Origin of the sequence: Shewanella sp. YQ_9 (genome assembly GCF_043103185.1) — a bacterium.
Lineage (GTDB): Bacteria > Pseudomonadota > Gammaproteobacteria > Enterobacterales > Shewanellaceae > Shewanella > Shewanella algae.
In genome coordinates this window covers 94,596-118,851 of sequence record NZ_JBICJO010000063.1, presented here as the reverse complement: position 1 = coordinate 118,851, position 24,256 = coordinate 94,596, and the positions used below count along the sequence as shown (strand labels likewise).

Below are 24,256 nucleotides of genomic sequence, written 5' to 3'. Positions count from 1 at the left end.
TTACTGCTCTGAGCTGACATTCCCAAGGGAACTGGCGGCACCGCCATTACCGTTGTGGGAATGGTGAGTTTCTGTGAGGCGACGCATCAGCGGCAATACTGCCAGCGCGATAAAGGTACAAACCAGCGCCGCTATCCCCAACTTGTTGAACAAGCTGGTGTAGATGGGCAGAGTCTCAAGCGGATCGGTTATGTTCTTCGGCACACTGGCGAAGTTGGCCACCACACCACCCAGATACTGAGAGATGCCCGAGGCGACAAAGTAAGCCCCCATCATAAAGCCCCCCATGCGCTCAGGTACGTAACGGGCAATCATAGCCAAGCCCAAACCACTGACCAGCAGCTCACCGAGTGAGTATGCGCCGTAACCCCAGATCATCACCCAGGAAGAGGTCTTGCCATCGACGGCGAACATACCGGCGAAGCTGTAGATGAAGAAACCCAGCGCCACTACGGCAAAGCCCAGTGCGAACTTGGCGGCGATGGAAATATCCTTGTTGTTACGTCCGGCAGAGGCATAAACCCAGGCCAGTACAGGACTGAGCAACATGATCCAGATAGGGTTCAAGGCCTGGAACTGCGCCGGTGACCAGGTCCACAGATCGATACCAAAGGCCTGGAAGTTCCAGTCGACGTTACGCAGGGCAAACAGCGCCAGCGAGGTAGACATCTGTTGGTAAAACACAAAGAAGAATACGGTTTGTACCGTCAGAACCAAGGCGGCTATCAAACCGGCCCGTTCACTGGTTTCACTGTTTTTAATCAAGTAGATAAAGATACCGAGTACGGCGGCACCAGCTGTGTAAACAAAGGCGCGGGCCACATCTTCATATTCGAGGATAAAGGCTGAAGCCACTACAGACAGGGCCGCCAGGCCGAGTACCGCAAACAGCTTATTCATTTCCACTGGACGGGTATCCGGCTCCGAGCCATAGTTGGCCAGAGTCTTACGCATCATGGCGTAGTTACCCAGGCCTACCAGTAGGCCCACGCAGCAGACGGCGAAAGCCGCATGCCAGCCAAATTCATTGCCATAGTTGGCGTTGACGTAATCTTTAATCCAGGGAGTCAACAACATGGAGAAGGTGGAACCTACGTTCACCGCCATGTAGTAAATGGTAAAGGCGCTGTCTATCTTGGAGTCGTCCCCTTCATAGATTTTGCGCACCAGGTTACCGGCATTGGGTTTGAACAAACCGTTACCGACAACGATTACCCCAAGGGCCGAAAACAGGAACCAGGTGTTTTCGGTCGGCACTGTCATCAAGGCATAACCCAATGACAGAATACCGGCACCTAGCAACATGGTGCGCTTGGTACCGAGAATTTTATCCCCGACCCAGCCACCAATCGCCGGCGACACATAAATCAATGCGGCACAGGCACTCCATACCAGGTTGGCGCGACTGTCCTCAAACCCTAGACGCTGTACCATGAAGTACACGATAAGCGCCTGCATACCGTAATAACCGAAACGTTCCCATAGCTCGATAAGTGACACAGTCATAAAAGAATGCGTCTTGCTTACCTTAGGAGACCCTAATGTCATTTTGCTTGCTTCCATCTTGATTTGAAATAATTGTCAGACGAGTATAAGACTGCTGGCCGCACAATCCAACGCAAACTCTGGGGCAAAACACACTTTGTCGCAATTCTCCTACTCAGCTCAAATTCCATTGGCGAATTTTTCAACAAAACACTTACCTTCAGTGGGTAAAACGGAGCAAACCCAGCTGCCACAGGGGTTTCCACTAATTAATGAGAATTCTTATCAGTTCCAAAATCACCACCAAGGCGACTTGAAAACAGCATTTATCAGCGCCTATGACATAAAAAAACCGTCCTTGAATGGACGGTTTTTGCATTGAATGGCTTAAGCCTTATCAGGCCTTCCCAAAAGAAGCGGTCAATCTTTGGCCGCCATTCTCGCCTTGAGATCGGCAAAAGGATTAAAGGTGGCCGGCGCCTGTTTGGCTTCACTGGTGTCGCCGTACTGCACCAGTTCTTCAAACCTGGAGTGCTCGTTGTCATGGCAGTAGAGACACAACAGCTCCCAGTTGGAACCGTCTGAAGGGTTGTTGTCGTGATTGTGATCTCTGTGATGCACAGTCAACTCACGCAAGTTCTTGTGGGTAAACTCCCTGGCACAGCGGCCACAAACCCAGGGATAAAGCTTGAGCGCCTGCTCCCGATAGCCTTTTTCACGACTTGCCTGATACTCACGGGCCTGCGCCAGCACCCGATCCAATTTACTCTGTTCTGCCATCTTTCTTTTCCGGTGAACGGGCCCTTAAGGGCCCTCTACATATTCTGCGCTGGACAGATGCAGATAATGCAGGTGCTTCTCATACTGAGTCACCACATCTGCCTGGATCTGCTCTTCCGTATAACCCATCACATCATAATACTGTCCGCCGTGTTCGAGGAAGACTTCAACCCGGAAGTAGTTATTTTGTGACTCATCCTCAGCTTCTGCCTGAGTCTGATGGGTCACAGGCAGCGTAAAGGCGCGGATCCGCAAGCCATAGACAAAGGTCTGCACCTCTTCATTTTCGATGACCAACCTCACCCTGTCTTCATCGTACTGGAGATCGGCATTGATACCGCGGGACAAGAAGCCCTGAGAGACCTTGGACAGCGCCGGTGTCGCCACGTTGTCGACAAAGCGCCGCGCTTGCTCGTAGGAGGGATGCGACACCAACACATCTATCCTGTCTTCCCAGGACACGCTGGTTCTGGCGTACTGCACACTGGTGGTATGCAGCTGCACGCTGTTGATCTTGAGCCAGTCATCCTGCAACGCCTTGAACAGGCCAAAGCAGATAAGCAGCATCACCAACAAGAACGGCATGGCACTGGCAATCGCTGCCGTTTGCAGCGCCTGCAAGCCACCTGCGAGCAGCAGCACAGAGGCAACCACACCTTGCATCAGGGCCCAGAAGATCCGCTGCCATACAGGCGCATCGGCATCGCCGCCTGAGGTCAGGTTATCGATCACCAAAGAGCCTGAGTCCGACGAGGTCACAAAGAAGGTCACCACCAGACACACAGCGATGACTGACAGCAAACTGGAAAGCGGCAAGTGCTCGAAGAAGGTAAACAGGGCGACCGACACATCGGTAGAAACCGCGGTAGCCAGATATTCGGCGCCATGGTTCATGATGGCATCTATCGCCGAGTTACCGAAAACCGTCATCCACAGGAAGGTGAAACCACTGGGAACAAACAAAATCCCCACCAGGAACTCACGAATGGTGCGGCCGCGGGAGACCCGGGCGATAAAGGTACCGACAAAAGGTGACCAGGAGATCCACCAGCCCCAGTAGAGCAGAGTCCAGCCACCGAGCCAGTCATTCTTCTGCTCGTAGGCATAGAGGTTAAAGGTCTTGCTCACCAGCTCACTCAAATAGCTGCCGGTGTTTTGCACGAAAGACTGCAGCAGAGCAACCGTTGGACCAAACAGCAGTACTATCATCATCAGCACAAAAGCCAGCCCGAGGTTAAGCTCACTTAAACGCTTCACCCCTTTATCCAGGCCGGAAAACACAGAGCCGGTGGCGATAAGAGTGATACCTATGATCAGTGCCACCTGTACAGTGCTGCTGATAGGGAAAGAATCACCCAACAGATAGTTGAGTCCCGAGTTAACCTGCAATACCCCGAAGCCCAATGAGGTAGCCACACCAAACATGGTGCCAAGCACGGCAAAGGTGTCGACGCAGTGGCCTATGGGGCCATAAATACGTTCACCAATCAGAGGATAAAGGGCACTTCTTGGCAGCAGCGGCAGCTTATGCCGATAGCTGAAATAGGCCAGACTCAAGGCCACTACCGCATAGATGGCCCAGGCGTGAATACCCCAGTGGAAGAAGGTGATCTTCATCGCCTCTTTGGCGGCTTCAACTGTCTGGGGATCCGCGTCCGGCGGCGCCAGGTAGTGCATCACAGGCTCACCAACCCCAAAGAACATCAAGCCTATGCCCATACCGGCAGAGAACAGCATGGCGATCCAGCTCTTGTAGCTGTAATCCGGCTCGGCATGATCCGGCCCAAGCTTGATATCACCGAAGCGACTCACCATCACAAAGATGATGAATACCAGAAAAATGGCCACGCCCATGATGTAGAGCCAGCCGGCCTTCAACTCCAGCCAGGATTGAGCTGACTTAAATAGCTCCTGCGCTTCATTCGGCCAGACGGCACACACCAACACCATGAAGGCGATACAGAACACTGACGAAAAAAACACCGGAGGATTAATACTCGACTTAATCAAATTTTGCGCTCCTTTTTACGGATAAAACTGCGCTGCCTGCGATCAAGTTCCTAAGTTACCGCTGAACTCGGCCGGGGACAACGCTTATCCAAAGCCACACCAAAAGCTTATCGGGTGTTTATGTGCAGTGTGTGACACCCTTCCGCGGACAAGCTCTCGGCTTGATAAAAATGGAAGAGATAGGACCCACCGGGATCAAAGTGTTGGCGGGACAGACAAGATTACCGTGGCATATTGAATGGCAATCGACTCGGACACAAACTGCTACTTTTGGCAACAATCGGCGCTGATTATACACAAAAACGGACAAAATGGGGAGTCTCTGGCAACTCCCGCTCACAGAATCAGCCTTTTCCTACTCGCCGCTCTTGGGGGTTTGTGAAATACCCGCGGTCAGATTAAAGCGCATCGCCTCCTCGAATGACCAATCCACCATGATCAAGTCCTCTCGTTTGACCAGGCTGGTGACCCCGGCCATCTGGTAGGAGAGTTGAAACAGCACAGGCACCCAGTCCCCTTCGGGCAAGGCATCGAGCAGCGGCTGAGGCGGCTTGTCCGTCATAATAAAGCCGACCACAAAACCGCTGTTTGCCTGGCGCACCAATACTGTCTGCTGCGACTTGGGCTTACTGCCATCTCGGTTCATCAAAGAAGCAATATCGCGGATACTGCCATAGACAGACTTGAACAGGGGAAAACGCATCAACTGCCGTTCAATCCAGCTCCAGAGCCAAACGATGGGGCTGACGGAAAACAGTAAACCGGCAACAAATACCAAGGCTGTGACCAATATAAAACCGGCTCCGGTAAATACAGTGTCCATGCCCACCAGAGAGAAGAGTAACTTGCCCAGGCTGTCGAGAGATTCAAACAAGGACCAGAACAGCCAGAGACTAAGTGCCATAGGCAGCAGATTAAGCAAGCCGCGGATCAGGGTTTGTTTCATTGAATTCCTCTTGATATTTAAGACTGTATAGGGCGCAGGACAGAGGCTCAAAGGAAGGTTTCTCGGCTGCCCCTTCCCCAACAGGCGCTCAACTCTGTATCCTGACAGAGACGCAAATCGATAGCAAAATGTTGTGCATATTACCCCGGGAGGCCGCAGGGTCTCCCGGGTGCGACAAGGAGAATAACAGCATGCGCGTAACCCGACTGGATCACCTGGTGTTGACCGTCCGCGACATAGAGCAGAGTGTCGCCTTCTACCAAAAACTGGGCATGAAACGCCAAACCTTTGCCGATAACAGAACGGCGCTGCAATTTGGCGATCAGAAAATCAACCTGCACCAGCTTGGCCGCGAATATTACCCCAATGCCGCCAAAGCCCAAAGTGGTTCGGCGGACTTGTGCTTTATCACCTGTGGTTCACTCGAGGATGTTATGGCGCATCTCAGTGCCGTGGGTATCGACATCGAAGAGGGCCCCGTCGCCCGTACCGGCGCCACCGGCCCGATAGACTCAGTCTATATTCGCGATCCTGACGGCAACCTGATCGAGCTGGCAGAATACCGCGTTGACTAGGCTGGGCTTTGACGAGACTGCTTTGACTAAGTCCTATGTTGACTAAGTCCTATGTTGACCAAGTTCTCTGTTGACCAAGTATTCCGTTGACCAAGAGCTCCGTTGACCGGGCGGTGCAGCTAACCGAGCTGCACCAGCCTGCACAGGCACAAAAAAGCCGCTTGACTACAAGCGGCTTTCTCTAAGGCTCGCGGATAAGAGCTTAAAGCTCTTTTTCCATCTCCTCGTAGGAGACGTGGCGTACGTCTTTGCCCTTGACGTAGTAAATCACGTACTCACAGATGTTTTTGCAGCGGTCCCCTACCCGCTCAACCGCGCGGGCAGCCCAGAGCACATCCAGCACACCTGGGATAGAGCGGGGATCTTCCATCATGTAAGTCATCAACTGGCGAATGATGCCTTCATATTCCTTGTCCAGCTTGGCATCTTCCTTGTGCAGCTCCAGCGCCGAGTCGGCGTCCATCCGCGCCAATGCATCCAGGGTCGAGTGCAACATACGGGTGGCATGGCGCCCCATGGACTCAATGCTGACCAGCAGCGGCTGCTGATTATTGCTGCGCTTCTCCTGTGCCGCCTTGGCGATACGCACACAGGCATCGCCGATGCGCTCAAGATCGGCAATCGTCTTGGAGATGGCTATCACCAGACGCAAGTCACTGGCCGCAGGCTGACGCTTGGCAATGATACGGGTACACTCTTCATCTATCATCACCTCCATGCCGTTGACCTTGTGATCGCCCTCGATCACCTTCTGCGCCAACTCGGTATCCAGGCTGCCCAGGGCATCCAGCGCCTGTTCCAACTGCCGCTCTACCATACCGCCCATGGCCAGCACCCGGTTGCGGATATCTTCCAACTCGGCATTGAACTGGCCTGAGATATGTTTATTCAGGTTCTTGTTTTCCATTTGCTTCCCCTTGCTCGGACGCAGCGTTTATCAACCGTAGCGGCCGGTAATATAATCTTCGGTCTTACTCTGTTTTGGCGTGGTAAAGATAGTGTTGGTATCCGAGTACTCGATCAGCTCGCCCATATACATAAAGGCAGTCTGATCCGACACCCTGGCCGCCTGCTGCATGTTGTGCGTCACTATCACCACTGTGTACTTGGACTTGAGCTCTGTGATCAGCTCTTCGATAGTCAGGGTCGAGATAGGATCCAGCGCCGAAGTCGGCTCATCGAGCAGCAGGACTTCAGGCTCGATGGCTATCGCCCGGGCAATCACCAGACGCTGCTGCTGACCACCTGACAACCCGAAGGCGTTGTCATGCAGTCTGTCTTTCACTTCGTCCCAGATGGCGGCGCCGCGCAGTGAACGCTCACAGGCTTCATCCAGCTCACGGCGGTTACTCACGCCCTGCAGGCGCAGGCCATAGACGACATTTTCATAAATGGACTTGGGGAAAGGATTGGGGCGCTGGAACACCATGCCCACATTGCGTCTCAGCGCCGCAACATCGACTTTCTTGTCGTAGATGTTTTGGCCATGGAGCAAGATCTCCCCGTCGATATGGCAGTTATCCACCAGATCGTTCATCCGGTTGATACAGCGCAGCAAGGTTGACTTACCGCAACCACTGGGGCCGATGAAGGCGGTAACCTTCTTCTTGGGGATCTTCATGGAAACATCAAACAGCGCCTGCTTGTCACCATAGCGCAAATCCAGGTTACGGATCTCCAGCGCCGTCTCTTCGGCAGGCAGGTTCGCCAGATCCAGCGTCTCAGTATTCATTACCGATGAGTCTATCGAAATCATATTCTGTCCTATCACTTCAGGATAATCGTCAATTAGTGTTCAAGCGAGCGGTACTTTTCACGCAGATGGTTGCGCACGCTGATAGCCGTCAGGTTGAGTGCCACGATCACAGATACCAGCAGGAACGAGGTGGCATAGACCAAAGGCCTGGCAGCTTCTACGTTGGGGCTCTGGAAACCGACATCATAAATATGGAACCCGAGGTGCATGAACTTACGCTCAAGATGCACGAAGGGGAAATTCATATCCACAGGCAAGGTAGGCGCCAACTTGACCACCCCCACCAGCATCAAGGGTGCCACTTCGCCGGCGGCGCGGGCAACAGCCAGAATAAGCCCTGTCATAATCGCCGGGCTGGCCATGGGGATAATAATCCGCCACAGGGTTTCGGCCTTGGTGGCCCCCAGTGCCAGGCTGCCCTGACGCACTGAGCTTGGAATACGTGACAAGCCTTCCTCGGTGGAAACTATCACCACAGGCAGGGTCAGAATCGCCAAAGTCAGTGCCGACCAGATAACCCCGGGAGAGCCAAAGGTGGGCGACGGCAACGCCTCTGGATAGAACAGCTGATCCAGCGAGCCCCCCAACATATAGACAAAGAAGCCCAGACCAAACACCCCGTACACAATCGAAGGCACACCGGCGAGGTTGATCACCGCGATACGTATCATCTTGGTGATTGGCCCTTTCTTGGCGTATTCGTGCAGATAGATGGCGGCCACCACACCGAATGGTGTCACTATCACGGCCATAAGCAACACCATGAATACTGTGCCGAAAATCGCCGGAAACACCCCGCCCTCTGTGTTGGCTTCGCGGGGATCGTCACTGATAAAGCGTCCCAGACCAACAAACCAGTGGCCAACCTTGTCGATAAAGCCCATGCGGTTGACATAGCTGACATCGAGCACCGAATCCAGGCTGAGGGTCACTTCTTCGCCGCGCATGTCGCGTACTATCACAGAGTCACGCCCGGCTTGCTCACGCAGAGAGAACAGCTGCTTTTCCAATCCTTGATAATGCTGGTTCAGTTGCTGACGCTTGGACTCAAGCTCGGCCTTGCGCTCAGGCGTCAAGGCATCATCAAGCTCATAGCCACGTTCTTTGAGGCGCAGACGTTCCAGCTCATAGTTAACCGCGCCTATGTCCTGCTTCTGCAGTGCCATCGCCTGATCGGCCAGGTCCACTGCGCGCTCGATATGCTCCTCGAGTGAGTTCTGCACATCGCCACCGAGTTCCAGCCGCTGGCCCTTCTCAATCACGGCCACAGGGTAGCCGTAGAAGTTACCGTTCTTGGTACGCTCTATCATGGCCAAGCCTTCCGGGGTGGAGCGCGACACAATATCTGTCTCCAAAATCCAGCGGAAATCCAGGCCGACAAACTCACGGTTACCCGTCTTGACCAGATAACGGGTCACAAACTCACCCGGCTCTGAGTTGAAGTGGTAACCGGCGGATTTCAACCGCTCGGTCGGCACTTCTTCTCTGTCGTACAGCTCTCCTATCAGGGTGTAGCGCTGGCCTTTGTCATCCTGCATCTCCCACTGATAGATATCCGCGGGCCAGAAATAGCTCAGGCCACGCCAGGCGATGAGTAACAATAGCCCCAACACCGCAATCAAACTCAGGCTAACGGCGCCCCCTGTCATCCAGATCCAGGGAGAGCCTGATTTAAACCACTTACCCATTGCACAAACCCCTTAAGGTGATTGGCGAAACATCTAGTGTTCTATTCATAATTTCTCTCCCGTTACAGTGAGCTGTAGCGGTCGCGCAGACGCTGACGCACCACTTCGGCCACAGTGTTGAACAGGAAGGTAAAGATAAAGAGCACAAAGGCTGCGAGGAACAATACCCGGTAATGGGAGCTGCCGATGGCCGACTCCGGCATTTCCACCGCGATATTGGCCGCCAGGGTCCGCATCCCTTCAAACACGCTCCACTCCATGATGGCGGTGTTCCCCGTGGCCATGAGTACAATCATGGTTTCACCCACGGCGCGGCCAAGGCCCATCATGACTGCCGAGAATATCCCCGGGCTTGCGGTCAGCAGCACTACCCGGGTCAGGGTCTGCCAGGGGGTCGCTCCCAAGGCCAGGCTGCCGTTCGACAGGTGACGTGGCACAGAGAAGATGGCGTCTTCGGCAATGGAGAAGATGGTTGGAATGACGGCAAAGCCCATGGCTATTCCCACCACCAGCGCGTTACGCTGATCGAAGGTGATCCCCAGCTCATTGGTGATGAACTGGCGGGTGTCGCCGTGGAAGAAGGCCACTTCGATTGCCGGGCTGATGGCAAAGGAGAACCAACCGACAAAACAGATCACCGGGATCAGCATCAGTTCCTGATAGGTTTCCGGCAGTATCGCCTTGATGCGCCCCGGCAGCTTGGACCAGGCATAGGCACTGGTCACTATGCTTATCGGCAACAGCAGCAGCAAGGCCAGAATGCCGGGCAGATGCTCTTCAATCAGCGGTGCCAGCCAGAGACCGGCCAGGAAACCGAGGATCACTGTCGGCAGGGCTTCCATGATTTCAATGGTGGGCTTGACTATGCTGCGCACCTTGGGCGACATGAAATAGGCGGTATAGATGGCGCCGGCAATCGCCAGAGGAACGGCAAACAGCATGGCATAGAATGCCGCCTTGAGCGTACCGAATGCCAGCGGCATCAGGCTGAGCTTGGCTTCAAAATCATCCGAGCCGGAAGTGGACTGCCAGACAAACTGCGGCTCAGGGTAACCTTCGTACCATACCTTGTTCCACAGGGCGCTCCAGGAAACTTCCGGGTGGTCGTTGTCAACCGCGTACAGGTGCAGCTTGCGGCCATCTTCAATGATCAAGGCATTGGAGCGGGGGCTGAAGCCCATAACACCCGGCGCCTTGAGATCGAACTTCTTGTCGAACAGCTCGCGCTCACTCGTGGTGTAAAGCAAAGACAGTTCACCCTCTGGGCTTACTGTGGCAAAGCTCTTGCGGTAGAACTCAGAGGCTATGGTGTCCACCTTACCCAAACCGCTAAACTTGCGGATCTCCTGATAGACACGGCCGCGGTCGCTGGCCACCTGAAAATACTGGGCCACCACACCGTTATCGTAGCCGACCAGTAGTGAACTGGCGCCCGCCAGCAAGCTCAAACTGGTGACCTTGGCCTTGGCTTTCTCGACATCTATCACCTGTTGCAGCGAGATTTCATCCACATATTGAATGTTGTAGACAAAAATTTTGTTGCCGGACTGCAGCAGCAGTTGGCGCTGATCCGGGGTCATGAGTTGATGTTCAGTACGGGAAGGCGCATCCGGCAGTGGCATGGTTTGTGTGTTCCACTCCACTTCCTCTGTCATCATGTTCTCTTCGCCGAGCATCTTGGTCAGTTGCCAGCGATTCTGGCTGTCCTGGTAGGCAAAGCTCATGCTCTCCGAGCTATAGCCGAAGGCGAGATTCTTGAGTGGCGAGCCATCCTCGGCAACCGTCAGTGCCGACTCCCCCAGTGGATACTTGACCTTGGGAGTGATCAGACGCTGGTTATTGGGATAGCTGACACCAAACTCGACCCCGGCCAACAAGAGTTGACCGTTATCCAGTCCGAGGGCAAACAACTGCTGGCTTGGGGCGCTGACTGCGCTGCTGACCACTTTGCTCGAATCTGGCACAGGCAGTTTCACCTGTTGGTGCTGCTGTTCGCCTTTGACCCTGAAAAAGTCCACCACGCCTTGGTCACCGACCCGATAGAGCAGTTCATTTTGCTCGTCACTGCCCACCATCAGCGTCTTGTCTGAACTGGCCGGCAGGCTCACTTCGGTGACGGGTTCAACACTGGCGCCGTCAAACACCGGCTTAATCACGTAAAGCAGATAGAAAAAGATCAACAAAAGGGCGACGAACACCATGGTTCCGCCCACTGTTACCCCTATCTGCGCGGCCTTATCCTTGAAGGCTCTGCGGCCGGAGCCTTTGCTCACCAACAGATCTTTCGACGCAGAAGCAGGCTGAATGACCTGACTTTCCATTAAGAACCTCTATTATTAATAGCTGTTAGGCTTTTTTACCGAATTAACCGTACGTTATTGCGTTTCGGCCAACCCAGGTAAGACCATCCCTTATCGAGTGGCTGGGATTATATGACGCAAAAATGACAATAGTGTTACATAGCTTTTTTTAACATTATTCAGGAGTCTGTCTACCATGCTTCGTTACCTTATCACACTGCAAGTCCCTGACAGAAAAGGATTGGTTGAGCAGATTGCCCATGCGGTCAGCCGCCACGGCGGCAACTGGCTCGACTCGGAATTACGTCATATAGACGGGATTTTTGCCGCTATTTTGCTGCTTGAGGTTCCCAGCGAACACTGGGATGACCTGCTCGATGCCCTGGAGTGCATCGATGGTATGGCGCTCACCAGTGCCAGGGCCGGCCAGCAGCAGAAATATATCAAACGCCTGAGTTTCAACTTGGTGGCCTACGACAGGCCCGGGCTGGTGCTGGACATTTCCAACAGGATCAATGCCCTGGGCATCAATATCGAGCAATTCAGCAGCAAGTTTGAAACCGCGGGCCATACCGGCATCGCCCTGTTTCGGGCCACCATCAGCCTGGGATTGACCGACCCTATGCAGGAGGAGCGCCTGACCGAATCCCTCTACAGCATAGGTGATGATCTGGTACTGGATAAGCTGAATCTGACCTGAGCCCGATACTGCAGCTGCCCGACCTCTGACTCTTGAACGCCTGCAAAAGCAGCAACCGATGTGCAATCGATAATTCCTGTTAGGAAAACTGGTACACTGGCGAAAATCTCAAGAACAGAGCTTTGTCGTTATGCTTGGAACACTGAATAAGATGGCCGTCGCCCTGGACGAGAACCATCTGGCACAATACACCCTCAGAGTGGCTGAACAGCGCCTGGCGTTGAACCCTTTGATCGGCAAGAGTTTAACCCTGAGTCACACGGGTAACATCTTCTGCTGCAACTGCGGTAAGAAGACCAAGAAGAGTTACTCCCAGGGCCACTGTTATGTCTGTATGCAGAAACTCGCCAGCTGCGATCTCTGCGTGATGAAACCGGAAACCTGCCACTATGATCAGGGAACCTGCCGCGAACCCGAATGGGGCGACACGCATTGCATGGTGCCCCACTATGTTTACCTGTCCAATACCTCGGGAATAAAGGTCGGCATTACCCGCCACACCCAGTTGCCCACCCGCTGGCTGGATCAGGGAGCCACTCAGGGGCTGCCGATATTCAAGGTCAGCAGCAGGCAGCTTTCCGGCCTTATCGAAGTCGAACTGGCCAAACTGATTGCCGACAAGACCAACTGGCAGGCGATGCTCAAGGGCAACAACGACGAGATAGATCTCAAGGCCAAGGCCGAAACGCTATTGCCGAGTATCGAAACCCGCTTGCACGAGCTGGCAATGAGCCGCGGTGATTACAAGATAGAGAGATTGACCGAGACAGAGACGCAAATTCACTACCCGGTCAGTGAGTTTCCAAAGAAGATCAAGTCCCATAACTTTGACAAAGAAGCCATTGTCAGCGGCACTCTGATGGGCATCAAGGGTCAGTACCTGCTTTTCGATACCGGAGTAATCAATATCCGCAAGTTCACCTCTTATGAAGTGGAAGTCAGCTACTGATTTTTTAATTTGAGCAAACCAGCGGCGCCACTTGGATGGGCGCCGTATTTCATCCCTCAGTACCTTTGGTGCTTGCCAGTACCCCAGAGGCTGCCTATGATGGCCGCCAATAACGCCCTTACACAGATACAGAGCAGAATATGGCCACAGACTCCATGATGGGATCCCAGACTATCGCCGCCCAAACCCAGGCTTGGGTCAAGGAGGTGATCATGAAGTACAACATCTGCCCCTTCGCCAGGCGGGAAGTCGAGCGCGACTCGATTCGTTACACAGTTTGCGAAGAAAGCCGCATGGATACTGCCTTGCAGGCGTTGCTGGACGAGTGCCAATATCTGGATGAGCACCCACAAGCGGAAACCAGCCTGTTCATTCTGCCGAGGGGCTTTGAAGGTTTTCACCTCTATCTGGATCTGTTGGCCTTTGCCGAGCAGCTGTTGTTCGAAGAGGGTTATGAAGGGGTTTACCAGTTGGCCAGCTTTCACCCCGACTATTGTTTCGAAGGGGAGGCCCAGGATGATGCCGCCAACTATACCAACAGAGCGCCCTATCCGACCCTGCACATCATACGTGAAGCCAGTATGGAACAGGCCCTGGCCGAATATGATGATCCTGAGTCGATTCCCGAGCGCAACATCGCCTTTGCCCGCCGCAAGGGCAGCGAGTTCTTCGCCAAACTGCTGCAACACTGCCTGAGCCGAAAACCATAAAAAAAAGCAGATAAGCCTTGATGTGATTCAGGCTTATCTGCCCCTTCCCGGGCCTTACCTCAGACCTTGAAACCCTAGACTTTGAAACGCCCGAGGGTTACCTGGGTCTTATTGATTAGGTCGAAGAGCTCACTGCCATGGTGCGCCGCTTCCTCGGCGCTGCTGGCGGAGATTTCACTCAGATGATGCAACTGTTCCAGATCATGGGACAGACTCTCGGCCGAGCGTGCCTGAGATTGGGTCGCCGAGGCTATCAGGCTGTTGACGCTGGAAATGGCGTCTACCTTAGCGGCAATCAGCTGCAGTGCTTCACGGCTCTGCTGTGCCTGCTCAACCCCCTCCCGAGCCTTGTTACAACTGGCATTCATCACATCTGCGGCATCTTTACTGCCAGCTTGCAAACGTTCTATCATCGCCTTGATCTCTTCGGTCGACTGCTGGGTCTTGCTGGCCAGAGAGCGTACTTCATCGGCCACAACGGCAAAGCCCCGCCCCTGCTCACCGGCACGGGCCGCCTCTATGGCCGCATTCAGTGCCAACAGATTGGTCTGCTCGGCAATCGCTTGGATCACTTCGAGGATCCGCCCTATCTGCTGACTGTCATCATAAAGCCGCTGAATCACTCCCGAGGCCCGCTCCACCTCGGCGGCAAGTGAGTCTATCGACTCACGATTGCGCTCTATGATGGCCTGCACTTCCTGGGATACCGCCCTGGCATCCTTGGTGGAATCCTCTGCCTCGGCCGCGTTTTGTGCCACCTCGTGGATCACGCTGGACATGTCACGTATCGAGTGGGACATCTGTTCCAGGCTGCCGCGCTGCTCTTGAGTGGCGGCATTGGCACTCTGGGATGTCTGGCGGCTTTGGGTGGCTATCTCAGTCAAGGAACTCGACTGAGCGGTAACATCGGCCAGGGCTTCCTGCACCTTGATAATGAAGTGATTGATGTTGTCACACAGGCCGCGCAACTCATCGTCGCTCGAATATTCGATACGCCGACGCAGATCCCCTTCTCCGCGAGCCAACTCCTGCGCCAGTTGGGTGATCCTGTCCACCGGGCGCATCACCAGGCGCTTCATCACCAGCAGCAGGCAGATGATGATCGCCACGGCGACAGGAATAGCAACGGCTATGCCTCCCAACAACATAGCATTTGTCTGCCGCTGGATCTCCTGAAGACTCCAGCTCATGCCCAGTACCCCAATCAGCGCCTGATCACGGCTGTTGATAATGGGATGAAGTATTTGAATGTCCTTGTCGGTGACCAAGGTCTGAGGCTCGCCGGCTTTCAGTTGCGGCAGATGCTGCCCCAGCGAGGCCTGCATCTGGGCACCGGTCTTGCCTGGCTCACCAAACTGAGCAAAAACGGCCTGCGAAGCATCAAACACCACGGCATACCCGAGGTTCCCCCGGGTCTGTTTGGCCAGATTGACAAACTCCTCCTCGACCTTGTCCGCCTTGCCAAATTTCACCGCATTGAGCAGTTGTTGCGACACAAATCCGGTGATCACCTGACTGCTGATCCGCTCCATATCGACCAGAGTGCTGGTGAGCCTATGCTGGCTTATAAAGTTGGTCAGCGTAAAACCGGCCAAAACCACCACAGAGGCGATCAAGGCCATCTTGCTGCTGATCCTGTTGAAGATTCCCATACAGGCCTCCCTGACTGAGGGGAAATAACAAGTAAAAGACGCTTAAAGTAGCTCTACGTTGATCCCCAGTGTAATGGCGCCTATCACTGCACCGGACGAGGGGTCGACAACAGGCAGACTCAGCTGACTCTGATAACTCTGGGTAGACTCATCCTCTTCCACCTCGCTGATATGGATACTGTCTGGCCCCTTGGCGAAGGTTTGCTGCCATTTGGCTTCATCCCCCTGCCAATAATCTGAAGTCATGGCACTCTGTCCCACATTCAATCCCTTGTCATCCATGATGAATATTTCGGTATAAAGGCCATTGCTTTGCTGCAGTTTCTGCCGCAAAAAATCGGAAAGCGGATTGTTGAGAAGCTTATTCACCAATGGCTTGTCGGCGGCAGCAACCTGAGCACGCCATTGCTTGTCCAAGTCGAGAATTTGCTCCTTGGAAAGTTCGGCATTGGCACTGTTTTGTTGCTTGATGCTATCGACGATCAAAGGGTCGCCAAGCCAACTCTTGACCTGGGTATTGGCAAGTTCGCTGATGGCGGCTTCATAGTCGTTGGCATTGGCTGAAGCGGCAACAAACATAGAAGTCGCGCCGAGCAGCGTCACACTGAACAATGCAGCGCAAGATTTGCTGCGACAAAATTTGCTGATAGAGGTCATCTGGGTTGCTCCCTGCTGTGATAGAAATCATCCTGAGATAAGACTAGTCAACAAATCACAAGAGCGCTTGAAAGATAAAAGAATATTCTTAAGTAAGCCGCAAGGCCCGGCTGACGCCGCCCACTCCAGCCTGGGCCAATAGGGCAGCTCTTCAGAAGGTGAATCTGTGCGACAGGCTTAGCACCAACCTGGCATCGGCATTGTCCGAGTCCAGGCTGGTATCTTCACCTGCCAGCTCAATATCTATGCCGTGATATTGGGTCTGGTAGGCGATGCGATAGTGTTGATAACCTCTGCTTCCCTGCCACAGCCACTTGTCTGTATCATCCGATGTGGAACGGTCAAAACTCAACCTCAGCCGATGACCGGGCGCCAATTCAAAACTGTGGGCTAGCATCACTATGCTGTGGCCGGCACCGGTACCAAAGTAATCCCAGCTGTACCAGAGATTCAGCTCCGACTGACCGAATGGCGACTGATAACCCCACTTGGCATAAGCTTCCGGATAGTTGTAGTCATCGGAAAAGGATTCGCCGTGATAGCTATAATAGGCAAGCCCGGCATCCAGGCTCAGGTGTTCATTGAACTGGTAAAAATAACCTGCGTAACCGTCAAGTTCCAACCAGGTATCATCGCCGCCACCGAAGTCGACATTGGAAGCGAAGCTGCCAAGATACCAGCCACTTTCACTACTGTAATCCAAGCTGGCCTGTAACGCCGGGCCTTCATCTGTCTGACTGACCCCGTTGAAACTGTAATCCGATGCCAGGGTCACGGTCGATGACCACTCGGCCTCGGCCGTGAAAGTCAGTGTCAGCAGTGCCGCCACACCGCCGCTCTTGAGATAATTTGCCATGGCGTTCAAGCGCATCTGTGTTCCTCTTTTGGTTTTATGGATTGAAGCCGGCATCAGTCAGCCAACTCTATTTTATTAAAATCTATGGTGTTTTCTTTGGGAGAGCCTTGGATCCGGCCCAAGGTTTTCAGTTTGGTCAGCAGCATGTAACCGGCACAGGCGAAGATAAGCCCAATGGCCAGGGCCCCAACCCATTGAATCTCCAAGAAATCCAGTTGGAACAGCAAGGTCAGCAGCACCATCACGGCGATATTGCCAAGCAGATAGTTGCGTTTGCCGAGCCTGGCAACCGTCAGCCCCAGGTTATCCGTGTAGAGACGGATCAATGAGTCCAGCGAATTGATCACAAAGGTAATGCCCACCATGACCATGGCCAGGTTATAAAAGCCGGATGTGGAGATGGCCTGGGTATCGTAGAAATAGAGGACACTGAACCAGATCGCGATGGGAATGGAGGGAAACACCATCATGGCAAGCAAGAGTTGCCAGGTCTTGATCCCGCCGACAAACCGCGAGGTAAACTGGCCTATCATAATGCTCCAGGCAAACCACCAGAACAGGTAAAAGGCATGATAGTCATTGAGCGGCAACACAAAATGCTTGATATCGACAAAGTACTCACCCAATAACGAAAAGGTGGTAATGAAGTCGCCGACAGTGCCATTCTCCCCTAAAAATGCGCCGCTCCACATCAGGGCTATCAGCGCCACAAACAGCCAGGTACTGGCCAGGCTGAGCACCTTGACGTATTTAATGCTGGTACTGGAATAAACCGCGATGGCGATGACGGCAAACACTATCAGATAGAAGGCGCCTATGACGGACTCTCCATCGCCCATCTCCGGCAGATACCAGGGCAAGTTGCTGAGCAGCAGATAAGCAGTGAAGGCACAGGTGCCGATAATCACCATGTTGTTGATGAACTTTACCGCCTTGAGTTCAAAGAACTTCACTCTGGGCTCAATGACGCAAAAATAGAAACAGGTGACAAAGTAAAAACCCCAGATGAGAAAGGCCCAAAATCCAAACTCTATCGCCAAGGGATTGGAAAAGGCGTATTCGGGGCTGCTGTTGGTATCTGTGTAAGTGCCGAATTCGGTGAGCGGGAACATGATCAAGCCTACATCCAGGCCTGAGGTGAACAAAATAGCGATAAAGGTGTTGATCCGCACCGGGGTGACACCTACGCAGGGGATGTTGCCCCACCGATACAGGATCACCCCTATCATGGCAAAGGTAAATAAGATCCCTGCTGAAAGCCAAAGCTCCATAATTTTTCCCTTTATTGTTGATTTAAATTATATTTTTCTAATTCCAGCCCCAGACTAATGGCGAATTTTGGCCAGCAAAAAGCCCTCGGCTTGGCTGCGCCGATTTCAGCATTGACAGGGGTTAAGGGGCCGACTGCAGACTGGCCCCTTGGATTTTAAGATCAGCTAGGCCGCTCGGGTGCGTGGCAGCGCTGCTGCGCTCGCCACTTGTCAGCCAGAACAACTGTGGCATCAGAGGCCGGTAAGGCTTCACGGCCGCGGATAATATCGGCGGCCTTCTCTGCCAACATTATGGTCGGTGCATTGAGGTTGCCATTGGGAATGGTGGGGAATACGGAAGAGTCCACGACTCTCAGTCCTTCAATGCCATGCACCCGGTTTTGCGGGTCCACCACGGCCATGGGATCTGTGCCCATCTTGCAGGAACAGGATGGATGATAAGCACTCTCTACCGAACGACGAACAAAGGCATCTATCTGCTCATCGGTTTCCACCTCGGCACCAGGCTGGATCTCTTCTCCGCGATAACCATCGAATGCCGGCTGATGAATAATCTCCCGGGTCAGGCGCACACAGGCGCGAAAGCCTTCGATATCATCCTGGTGTTGCAAATAGTTGAAACGTATCTGCGGATGCCGGTGCGGATCGCTGCTCTGTACCCTGACCCATCCCCGGCTCTTGGGTTTATTGTGGCCGATATGCACCTGAAAACCATCACCATCAAAGGCTTCCCGGCCGTCATAACGCATGGCGGCGGGCAGGAAGTGATACTGGAGATCCGGTGCGGCCAGGCCCGCCTTGGAGCGGATAAAACCGCAGGATTCAAAATGGTTGGTCGCCCCAAGTCCCGTCTTGGTAAAGAACCAGCGGCTGCCGATCAGGAACTTGTTCCACCAATCCAGTTTGCGGTTGAGGGAAACTGGCTGGGTGCAACGGAACTGAAAATAGAACTCCAGATGATCCTGAAGATTCTCCCCCACCCCGGGCAAGGCATGCTCCAGCTCAATACCGGCTTCTTTAAGGACTTCGGGCGCACCTATACCGGAAAGCTGCAGCAGATGGGGCGAACCCACGGGACCTGCTGAAAGGATCACTTCGCCGCCCATGCCAACCATGGCCTGCTGCAACTTGCCGCCGCATTCATAGCGCACCCCGGTTGCCACCTTGTCCTGCAGCAATACCTTGTGTACCAAGGCGCCGGTCACCACTTTTAAATTATCCCGTGTCATGGCCGGACGCAGATAGGCATTGGCCGTAGACCAGCGCACACCATTTTTCACCGTCATATGCATGGCACCAAAGCCTTCCTGCTGGGCACCGTTGTAATCATCCGTGGCCAGGTACCCGGCTTGCACACCGGCATCAACAAAGGCCTTATACAGGGGGTTAGCCATGCGGTTACCGTTGTTGACCCCCAAGGGCCCACTATCGCCTCGATACTTGTCACCGCCAAAGGCCCAAGTCTCGGCCTTTTTGAAATAGGGCAAGCAATCGGCGTAGCTCCAGCCCTCGGCGCCACTGGCCTGCCACTCATCAAAGTCATGGGCGTGACCGCGGACGTAGACCATGCCGTTGATGGATGAAGAACCGCCGAGCACCTTGCCCCTGGGACAATGCATGCGCCGGTTGTCCAGCCCCGGTTCAGGCTCGGTTTCAAACTGCCAGGCGTACTTTTGGGTATTCATGGGAATGGACAACGCCGTTGGCATCTGAATAAAGATGCTGCGATCGCTGCCGCCGGTTTCCAGCAACAAGACCCGTTTGTTTTTATCTTCGCTCAGGCGGTTGGCCAGCACGCACCCTGCGCTACCGGCACCGACAATGATGTAATCGAAATTCTGGTTCATAACGGCTCCTTAAAATGGACTTCCCAGGGGCTGCATGCCGACATAAACCGATTTGGTCTGGGTATAGGCCTTGAGGGTTTCACTGCCGTTCTCCCGGCCGACTCCCGAAAGCTTGTAGCCACCGACGGGCATCTCCGAGGGTGAAGCGCCATAGGCATTGATCCAGCAAATCCCGGCCTGAAGCCGATGAATCACCCTGTGGGCGCGGCGAATATCGCGGCTAAATACCGCAGCAGCCAAACCAAGGGCCGTATCGTTGGCACGGCGGATCACTTCCTCTTCATCGTCGAAAATCAACACAGACATCACGGGGCCGAAGATCTCTTCACGGCAAATACGCATCTTGTCATCACAGTCGACAAATACGGTCGGCTCAACAAAGAAACCCTCTGGGGCCGAGTCCGGCGTCAAAGGCTTGCCACCGCAAAGAAGCCTCGCCCCCTCAGCCTGCCCAAGGGCGATATACTCGAGCACCTTGTCTCTATGCGCGCTGGATATCAGAGCGCCGAAATTGGTGTCCGGCGCCATGGGGTCGCCGGCCTTGATATTGGCCATCCTTTGCTGCAAACGTTCGATAAAGGCCGGGTAAAGGTTGCGGGCGACATAGACCCGGGTACCATTGGTACAAATTTCACCTTGGGTATAAAAGTTGCCCAGCATGGCGGCGCTGACGGCATCTCCCAGCTCGGCGTCTTCAAAGATGATCAGCGGAGACTTGCCCCCCAGTTCCATTGTGACATCCTTGAGACTGGAGGCCGCTGCCGCCATCACCTTCTTGCCTGTGCCCACTTCGCCGGTAAAGGACACCTTGGCGATATCCTCACTGTGAGTCAGCCATTGACCTACTTCGGCCGCGCCCTGCACCACATTGAACACACCGGCGGGCACACCGGCTTCGATAAAGATTTCCGCCAGCTTCAGAGCGCCGAGCGGGGTCTCCTCAGACGGCTTGAAGATCATCGCATTACCGGCGGCCAACGCCGGCGCCGACTTCCAACAGGCAATCTGCAAAGGATAATTCCAGGCGCCGATACCGGCACAGATCCCCAGAGGTTCTCGGCGGGTATAGAAGAAATCATCGCCAACACTTTGCTGGCAGCCTTCCAGGCCCACCACTATGCCGGCGAAGTATTCTATGGCATCGGCCCCTGTGACCACGTCCACCACAGACGCCTCCTGCCAGGGTTTACCCGTATCCAGCACTTCAATTTTGGCCAGCTCATCGTTGCGCTGCCGCAGCAGGGCCACCGCCTTCAACAGCACCCGGCTGCGCGCCATGGCGCTCATGGCTGACCAAGCGGCAAATCCGCGTTTGGCACTGGCAATGGCCGCCTGTTTGATGGCCTCATCGGCCACTTCAACGTGGTATTGCACCTGGCCCGTGCCAGGGTTAATCACCTCAAAGGATTCACCCGAGGCGTTGGCCATATAACGACCGTCAATAAAATTCTGATAAACAGGCTGTGTCATCAATGTACTCCGTGATAAGCCAGACTTTGGTCAATGAAATCGATACACCAGGATTCTGCGGCAGCAAACGCCTGCTCAGGTTCAGGACTGAGAGCACTGCGCAGCCAAAAACCGTCAATCATGGCGGCCACCTGCTCGGCACTCTTGAGCGCCTGCTCCCTGGGCAATAACTGTTTGAAAGAGAAGGCCAAGTTACTCTGCAGTCTGGCACTGTTGACCTGCTGCAACCTGGCAAGCCCGGGCTCATGCATGGACTGAGCCCAGAAATTAAGCCAGGTACGGGTAGCCGCCCCCGAGCGTTGAAACTCGGTGAAGTTGGCCGCCACTATGGCGTGCAGCCGTGCCTTGGGGGAAAGCTGCCGCTCTGCCGTTTGCGCCAGCAAAGCCAGCTTCAGTTGCTCCAGCAAATGCCGCAATGTCGCTTCAATCAGCTCCTGCTTGCCACCGAAATAATGGCTGATGATCCCCGACGACAACCCGGCCAAGCGGCTGATGCTGTTGATGGTGGTATTGTGCAAACCATTGGCGGCCACCGAGGCCATAGTGGCATCGATCAGTTGCTGGCGGCGCACGGGTTTCATTCCAATCTTGGGCATATTTTTTATTAATTGACCGTTCAATTAAAAACAAGCCTAATGATTTGAACTGTAATTATCAACCCAACTGGAGCCGAGTTTTAAGATCACATAAGTCACAAAAGAGTGATTTACCTCACAGCAACAAATGCTTACGTTGCTTGAAATTTATCTGAAAAAGTTTCTATTTACCGACAAAACTTCGCTATTTCTGAGGTGTTAACCGAAAAATTACCGCAGAACGACCCAAGTGTTCACCGTCTAAATAATTACAGCAGATATCATTTGAACTAAAACATTGTGACTCACTCTCTAACCCGATAGCGCAGATAAATACGCCTGTCGCTCCGGACCTAACCTGCTGCTTGGAAGCCGGACACTGAGATTGAGACTGGGGCTGAGGATAAGGCGATGATTAGTGGGAAGCAGAGAATAAGGTGACAATGAGAAAGAGTGATTAGAATGAGGAGTTATGACCAAAAAAGAGGAGTCATAATTAACAAGAGGAATACTGAACCTGGAAGCCGACTAACGCTGAACCATGTTGGGACAGGTAACAGATGAATAAAGTGAAAAGGCGGATAAACCGCAAGACAAGAGTCCCTGCAAGGGGTTAGTAAAAGAGCCCGGCCAAATACCGGGCTCTGGCATCAGATGAAGTCGGCTGAGCAGAAAAATAACTGCCGCAGCAAGACCTATGACCGACGACCGAAATCTATCAGGGTGTTGCGATACAGTTCGAGCAGCGCCTCGTTGCGCACCCCCACCCCAACACTTTGCGCCGGCATATCGCTCCAGTCATCATGGGGATGGCGCCGCTCGTAGGTTTTCTGCATTGTGTGGCCAATGGCCGGGCCGGAGCAAACCACCCGCACAGGCCCTTTTCTCAGGGTAAACAGGCTGGGATCTATCACATAGGCAATCGCCGAGGGGTCGTGCACATGGCAGCCGGAAATTCCCAGGCTACGCTGGTAAAAGTCGAGATAGAAACGGCTTATCTGGTGAATAAAGCGTCCCGGCTCACCGGCTTCATCGCGCAGCTTATCCAGATACTCGGGCGTAAAGAAACTCTCATGGGTCACATCCAGACCGATAATCACCACGGGCCAGTCGGCAGTAAATACGATATCGGCCGCCTCGGGATCGTCATGGATATTGGCTTCGGCAAACGGGCTGACATTGCCCTGATGGCCGTTAACCCCGAAGGCCCCGCCCATGATCACCACTTCTTTAGCCAGTTTGGTGATCCCGGGTTCATGCTGCAGCGCCAGTGCCAGATTGGTCAGAGGCCCAACAGCCACCAGAGTGATCTCCCCCGGCTGCGCCTTGAGCTGCTCGACGATATACTGCCATGCCGGACGGGGATCGGCGCTTAGGCTGACATCGGCGGCGGTGACTTGCAGATCGCCAAAACCGGTATCACCATGAACTATGGTGGTAGGGCCGACAGGAGGGCGCGACAACGGCTTATCCGCCCCTATGGATACGTCTGCCTTCATGCCGTATTTCTGTTTCAAGTAAAGGGCATTGCGAGTGCTGTTTTCAATGGTGGCGTTGCCAAATACTGTGGTGATACCGATAAGATCCACAGATGCATGCCCTTCGGCAAACAGAATTGCCATTGCATCATCAATACCGGGATCTGTATCCAGGATAATTTTCTTCGTCACAATCCAGCTTCCTTTGTGATGTTATTGATATTATCTGTGCCGCTGCAAGCCGGCGGCACTGGCCCATTCTAGCGCTAAATCTCACGCTGTGCGCCCCATAATAGTGCGCCGAATTGAGGAAATGAGACACAGGGGTCAGTATCTGTTCACCTAAGGGCTATCACTGCAATATTCGGCTCTCATCCGGATAAGCTTGATAGCCCATAAAAGCGGCAAAACGCACAATCAAGCGGCATGAACCACCGCGGTATTGCAGGCAATTATTGCTTTTCTGACAAATGCCTACAGCAAAGATGCTGTTCTTGATAGCCGCGAGCGAATAGGACTTTAGTCTGATATCAGCCACAACCACCTTCCAT

At 53.8% G+C, this 24,256-nt stretch carries 21 protein-coding genes; 4 read left to right on the top strand and 17 right to left on the bottom strand.

Going from position 1 to position 24,256, the window contains the following annotated elements; genetic code table 11:
- The 4 genes from ACF8D4_RS17645 to ACF8D4_RS17630 form a co-directional block, all read right to left on the bottom strand.
- Nucleotides 1–1,548: a peptide MFS transporter gene (locus ACF8D4_RS17645; protein WP_028780324.1), complete on the bottom strand. Its 1,548-nt coding sequence runs from the start codon at nt 1,546–1,548 to the stop codon at nt 1–3.
- Nucleotides 1,549–1,905: 357 nt separating this feature from the next.
- The gene (locus ACF8D4_RS17640; protein WP_025009816.1) at nt 1,906–2,265 is read right to left on the bottom strand and encodes a YajD family HNH nuclease; all 360 of its coding nucleotides are present in this window, start codon (nt 2,263–2,265) and stop codon (nt 1,906–1,908) included.
- A gap of 24 nt (nt 2,266–2,289) precedes the next feature.
- Nucleotides 2,290–4,275 carry a BCCT family transporter gene (locus ACF8D4_RS17635; protein WP_208142677.1) on the bottom strand — a complete coding sequence of 662 codons (1,986 nt, stop codon included), beginning with the start codon at nt 4,273–4,275 and terminating at the stop codon, nt 2,290–2,292.
- 355 nt (nt 4,276–4,630) lie between these two features.
- Entirely contained in the window at nt 4,631–5,221 is a 591-nt protein-coding gene (locus tag ACF8D4_RS17630) for a DUF502 domain-containing protein (RefSeq protein WP_107111020.1), read from the bottom strand.
- A gap of 191 nt (nt 5,222–5,412) precedes the next feature.
- Between ACF8D4_RS17630 and ACF8D4_RS17625 the strand changes: the two genes are divergently transcribed.
- Nucleotides 5,413–5,796, top strand: coding sequence for a VOC family protein (locus ACF8D4_RS17625; RefSeq protein ID WP_025009814.1), 384 nt, complete (start codon nt 5,413–5,415; stop codon nt 5,794–5,796).
- Nucleotides 5,797–5,998: 202 nt separating this feature from the next.
- Here the strand turns inward: ACF8D4_RS17625 and phoU are convergent, their stop codons facing one another.
- The 4 genes from phoU to ACF8D4_RS17605 all read right to left on the bottom strand — a co-directional run bounded on the left by phoU (nt 5,999) and on the right by ACF8D4_RS17605 (nt 11,561).
- Nucleotides 5,999–6,703 (bottom strand): phosphate signaling complex protein PhoU, encoded by a 705-nt coding sequence (gene phoU / locus ACF8D4_RS17620; RefSeq protein ID WP_025886617.1) that lies wholly within the window; start codon nt 6,701–6,703, stop codon nt 5,999–6,001.
- A 30-nt stretch (nt 6,704–6,733) separates the two neighbouring features.
- Nucleotides 6,734–7,552, bottom strand: a complete 819-nt coding sequence (gene pstB, locus ACF8D4_RS17615) for a phosphate ABC transporter ATP-binding protein PstB (protein WP_025009812.1) — start codon at nt 7,550–7,552, stop codon at nt 6,734–6,736.
- A gap of 32 nt (nt 7,553–7,584) precedes the next feature.
- Nucleotides 7,585–9,240 carry a phosphate ABC transporter permease PstA gene (gene pstA, locus ACF8D4_RS17610; RefSeq protein ID WP_109248653.1) on the bottom strand — a complete coding sequence of 552 codons (1,656 nt, stop codon included), beginning with the start codon at nt 9,238–9,240 and terminating at the stop codon, nt 7,585–7,587.
- A gap of 62 nt (nt 9,241–9,302) precedes the next feature.
- Complete coding sequence (locus tag ACF8D4_RS17605) at nt 9,303–11,561, bottom strand: ABC transporter permease subunit (protein WP_345843879.1); 2,259 nt, start codon at nt 11,559–11,561, stop codon at nt 9,303–9,305.
- 175 nt (nt 11,562–11,736) lie between these two features.
- Here ACF8D4_RS17605 and ACF8D4_RS17600 point away from each other — a divergent pair, with 175 nt between their 5' ends.
- The 3 genes from ACF8D4_RS17600 (at nt 11,737) to ACF8D4_RS17590 (ending at nt 13,899) form a co-directional block, all read left to right on the top strand.
- Nucleotides 11,737–12,240 carry a glycine cleavage system protein R gene (locus tag ACF8D4_RS17600; protein WP_025009810.1) on the top strand — a complete coding sequence of 168 codons (504 nt, stop codon included), beginning with the start codon at nt 11,737–11,739 and terminating at the stop codon, nt 12,238–12,240.
- Between the two features lie 130 nt (nt 12,241–12,370).
- A complete protein-coding gene (locus ACF8D4_RS17595) occupies nt 12,371–13,189 on the top strand; it encodes a DUF2797 domain-containing protein (RefSeq protein WP_144190920.1) in 819 nt (272 codons plus the stop codon).
- 140 nt (nt 13,190–13,329) lie between these two features.
- On the top strand, nt 13,330–13,899 hold the full coding sequence (locus ACF8D4_RS17590) for a DUF1415 domain-containing protein (protein WP_392466031.1): 570 nt from the start codon (nt 13,330–13,332) through the stop codon (nt 13,897–13,899).
- A 74-nt stretch (nt 13,900–13,973) separates the two neighbouring features.
- On the opposite strand, the gene ACF8D4_RS17585 is transcribed toward ACF8D4_RS17590, so the two are convergent.
- The 9 genes from ACF8D4_RS17585 to ACF8D4_RS17545 all read right to left on the bottom strand — a co-directional run bounded on the left by ACF8D4_RS17585 (nt 13,974) and on the right by ACF8D4_RS17545 (nt 24,243).
- Complete coding sequence (locus ACF8D4_RS17585) at nt 13,974–15,551, bottom strand: methyl-accepting chemotaxis protein (protein WP_107004566.1); 1,578 nt, start codon at nt 15,549–15,551, stop codon at nt 13,974–13,976.
- Between the two features lie 42 nt (nt 15,552–15,593).
- Nucleotides 15,594–16,208: a PDC sensor domain-containing protein gene (locus ACF8D4_RS17580; protein WP_392466029.1), complete on the bottom strand. Its 615-nt coding sequence runs from the start codon at nt 16,206–16,208 to the stop codon at nt 15,594–15,596.
- Nucleotides 16,209–16,359: 151 nt separating this feature from the next.
- Complete coding sequence (locus tag ACF8D4_RS17575; protein ID WP_219160420.1) at nt 16,360–17,064, bottom strand: TorF family putative porin; 705 nt, start codon at nt 17,062–17,064, stop codon at nt 16,360–16,362.
- A gap of 53 nt (nt 17,065–17,117) precedes the next feature.
- Nucleotides 17,118–18,335, bottom strand: coding sequence for a choline transporter (locus tag ACF8D4_RS17570; protein ID WP_028780334.1), 1,218 nt, complete (start codon nt 18,333–18,335; stop codon nt 17,118–17,120).
- A 161-nt stretch (nt 18,336–18,496) separates the two neighbouring features.
- Nucleotides 18,497–20,182, bottom strand: coding sequence for a choline dehydrogenase (betA, locus tag ACF8D4_RS17565; protein WP_146507844.1), 1,686 nt, complete (start codon nt 20,180–20,182; stop codon nt 18,497–18,499).
- 9 nt (nt 20,183–20,191) lie between these two features.
- The gene (gene betB, locus ACF8D4_RS17560) at nt 20,192–21,652 is read right to left on the bottom strand and encodes a betaine-aldehyde dehydrogenase (RefSeq protein WP_392466025.1); all 1,461 of its coding nucleotides are present in this window, start codon (nt 21,650–21,652) and stop codon (nt 20,192–20,194) included.
- On the bottom strand, nt 21,652–22,248 hold the full coding sequence (gene betI, locus ACF8D4_RS17555; RefSeq protein WP_025886595.1) for a transcriptional regulator BetI: 597 nt from the start codon (nt 22,246–22,248) through the stop codon (nt 21,652–21,654). Before betI ends, betB begins: the two co-directional genes overlap by 1 nt.
- Before the next feature lie 674 nt (nt 22,249–22,922).
- A complete protein-coding gene (locus tag ACF8D4_RS17550; RefSeq protein WP_146507848.1) occupies nt 22,923–23,897 on the bottom strand; it encodes a nucleoside hydrolase in 975 nt (324 codons plus the stop codon).
- Between the two features lie 160 nt (nt 23,898–24,057).
- A complete protein-coding gene (locus ACF8D4_RS17545) occupies nt 24,058–24,243 on the bottom strand; it encodes a hypothetical protein (RefSeq protein ID WP_392466021.1) in 186 nt (61 codons plus the stop codon).
- Between the last annotated feature and the right edge of the window lie 13 nt (nt 24,244–24,256).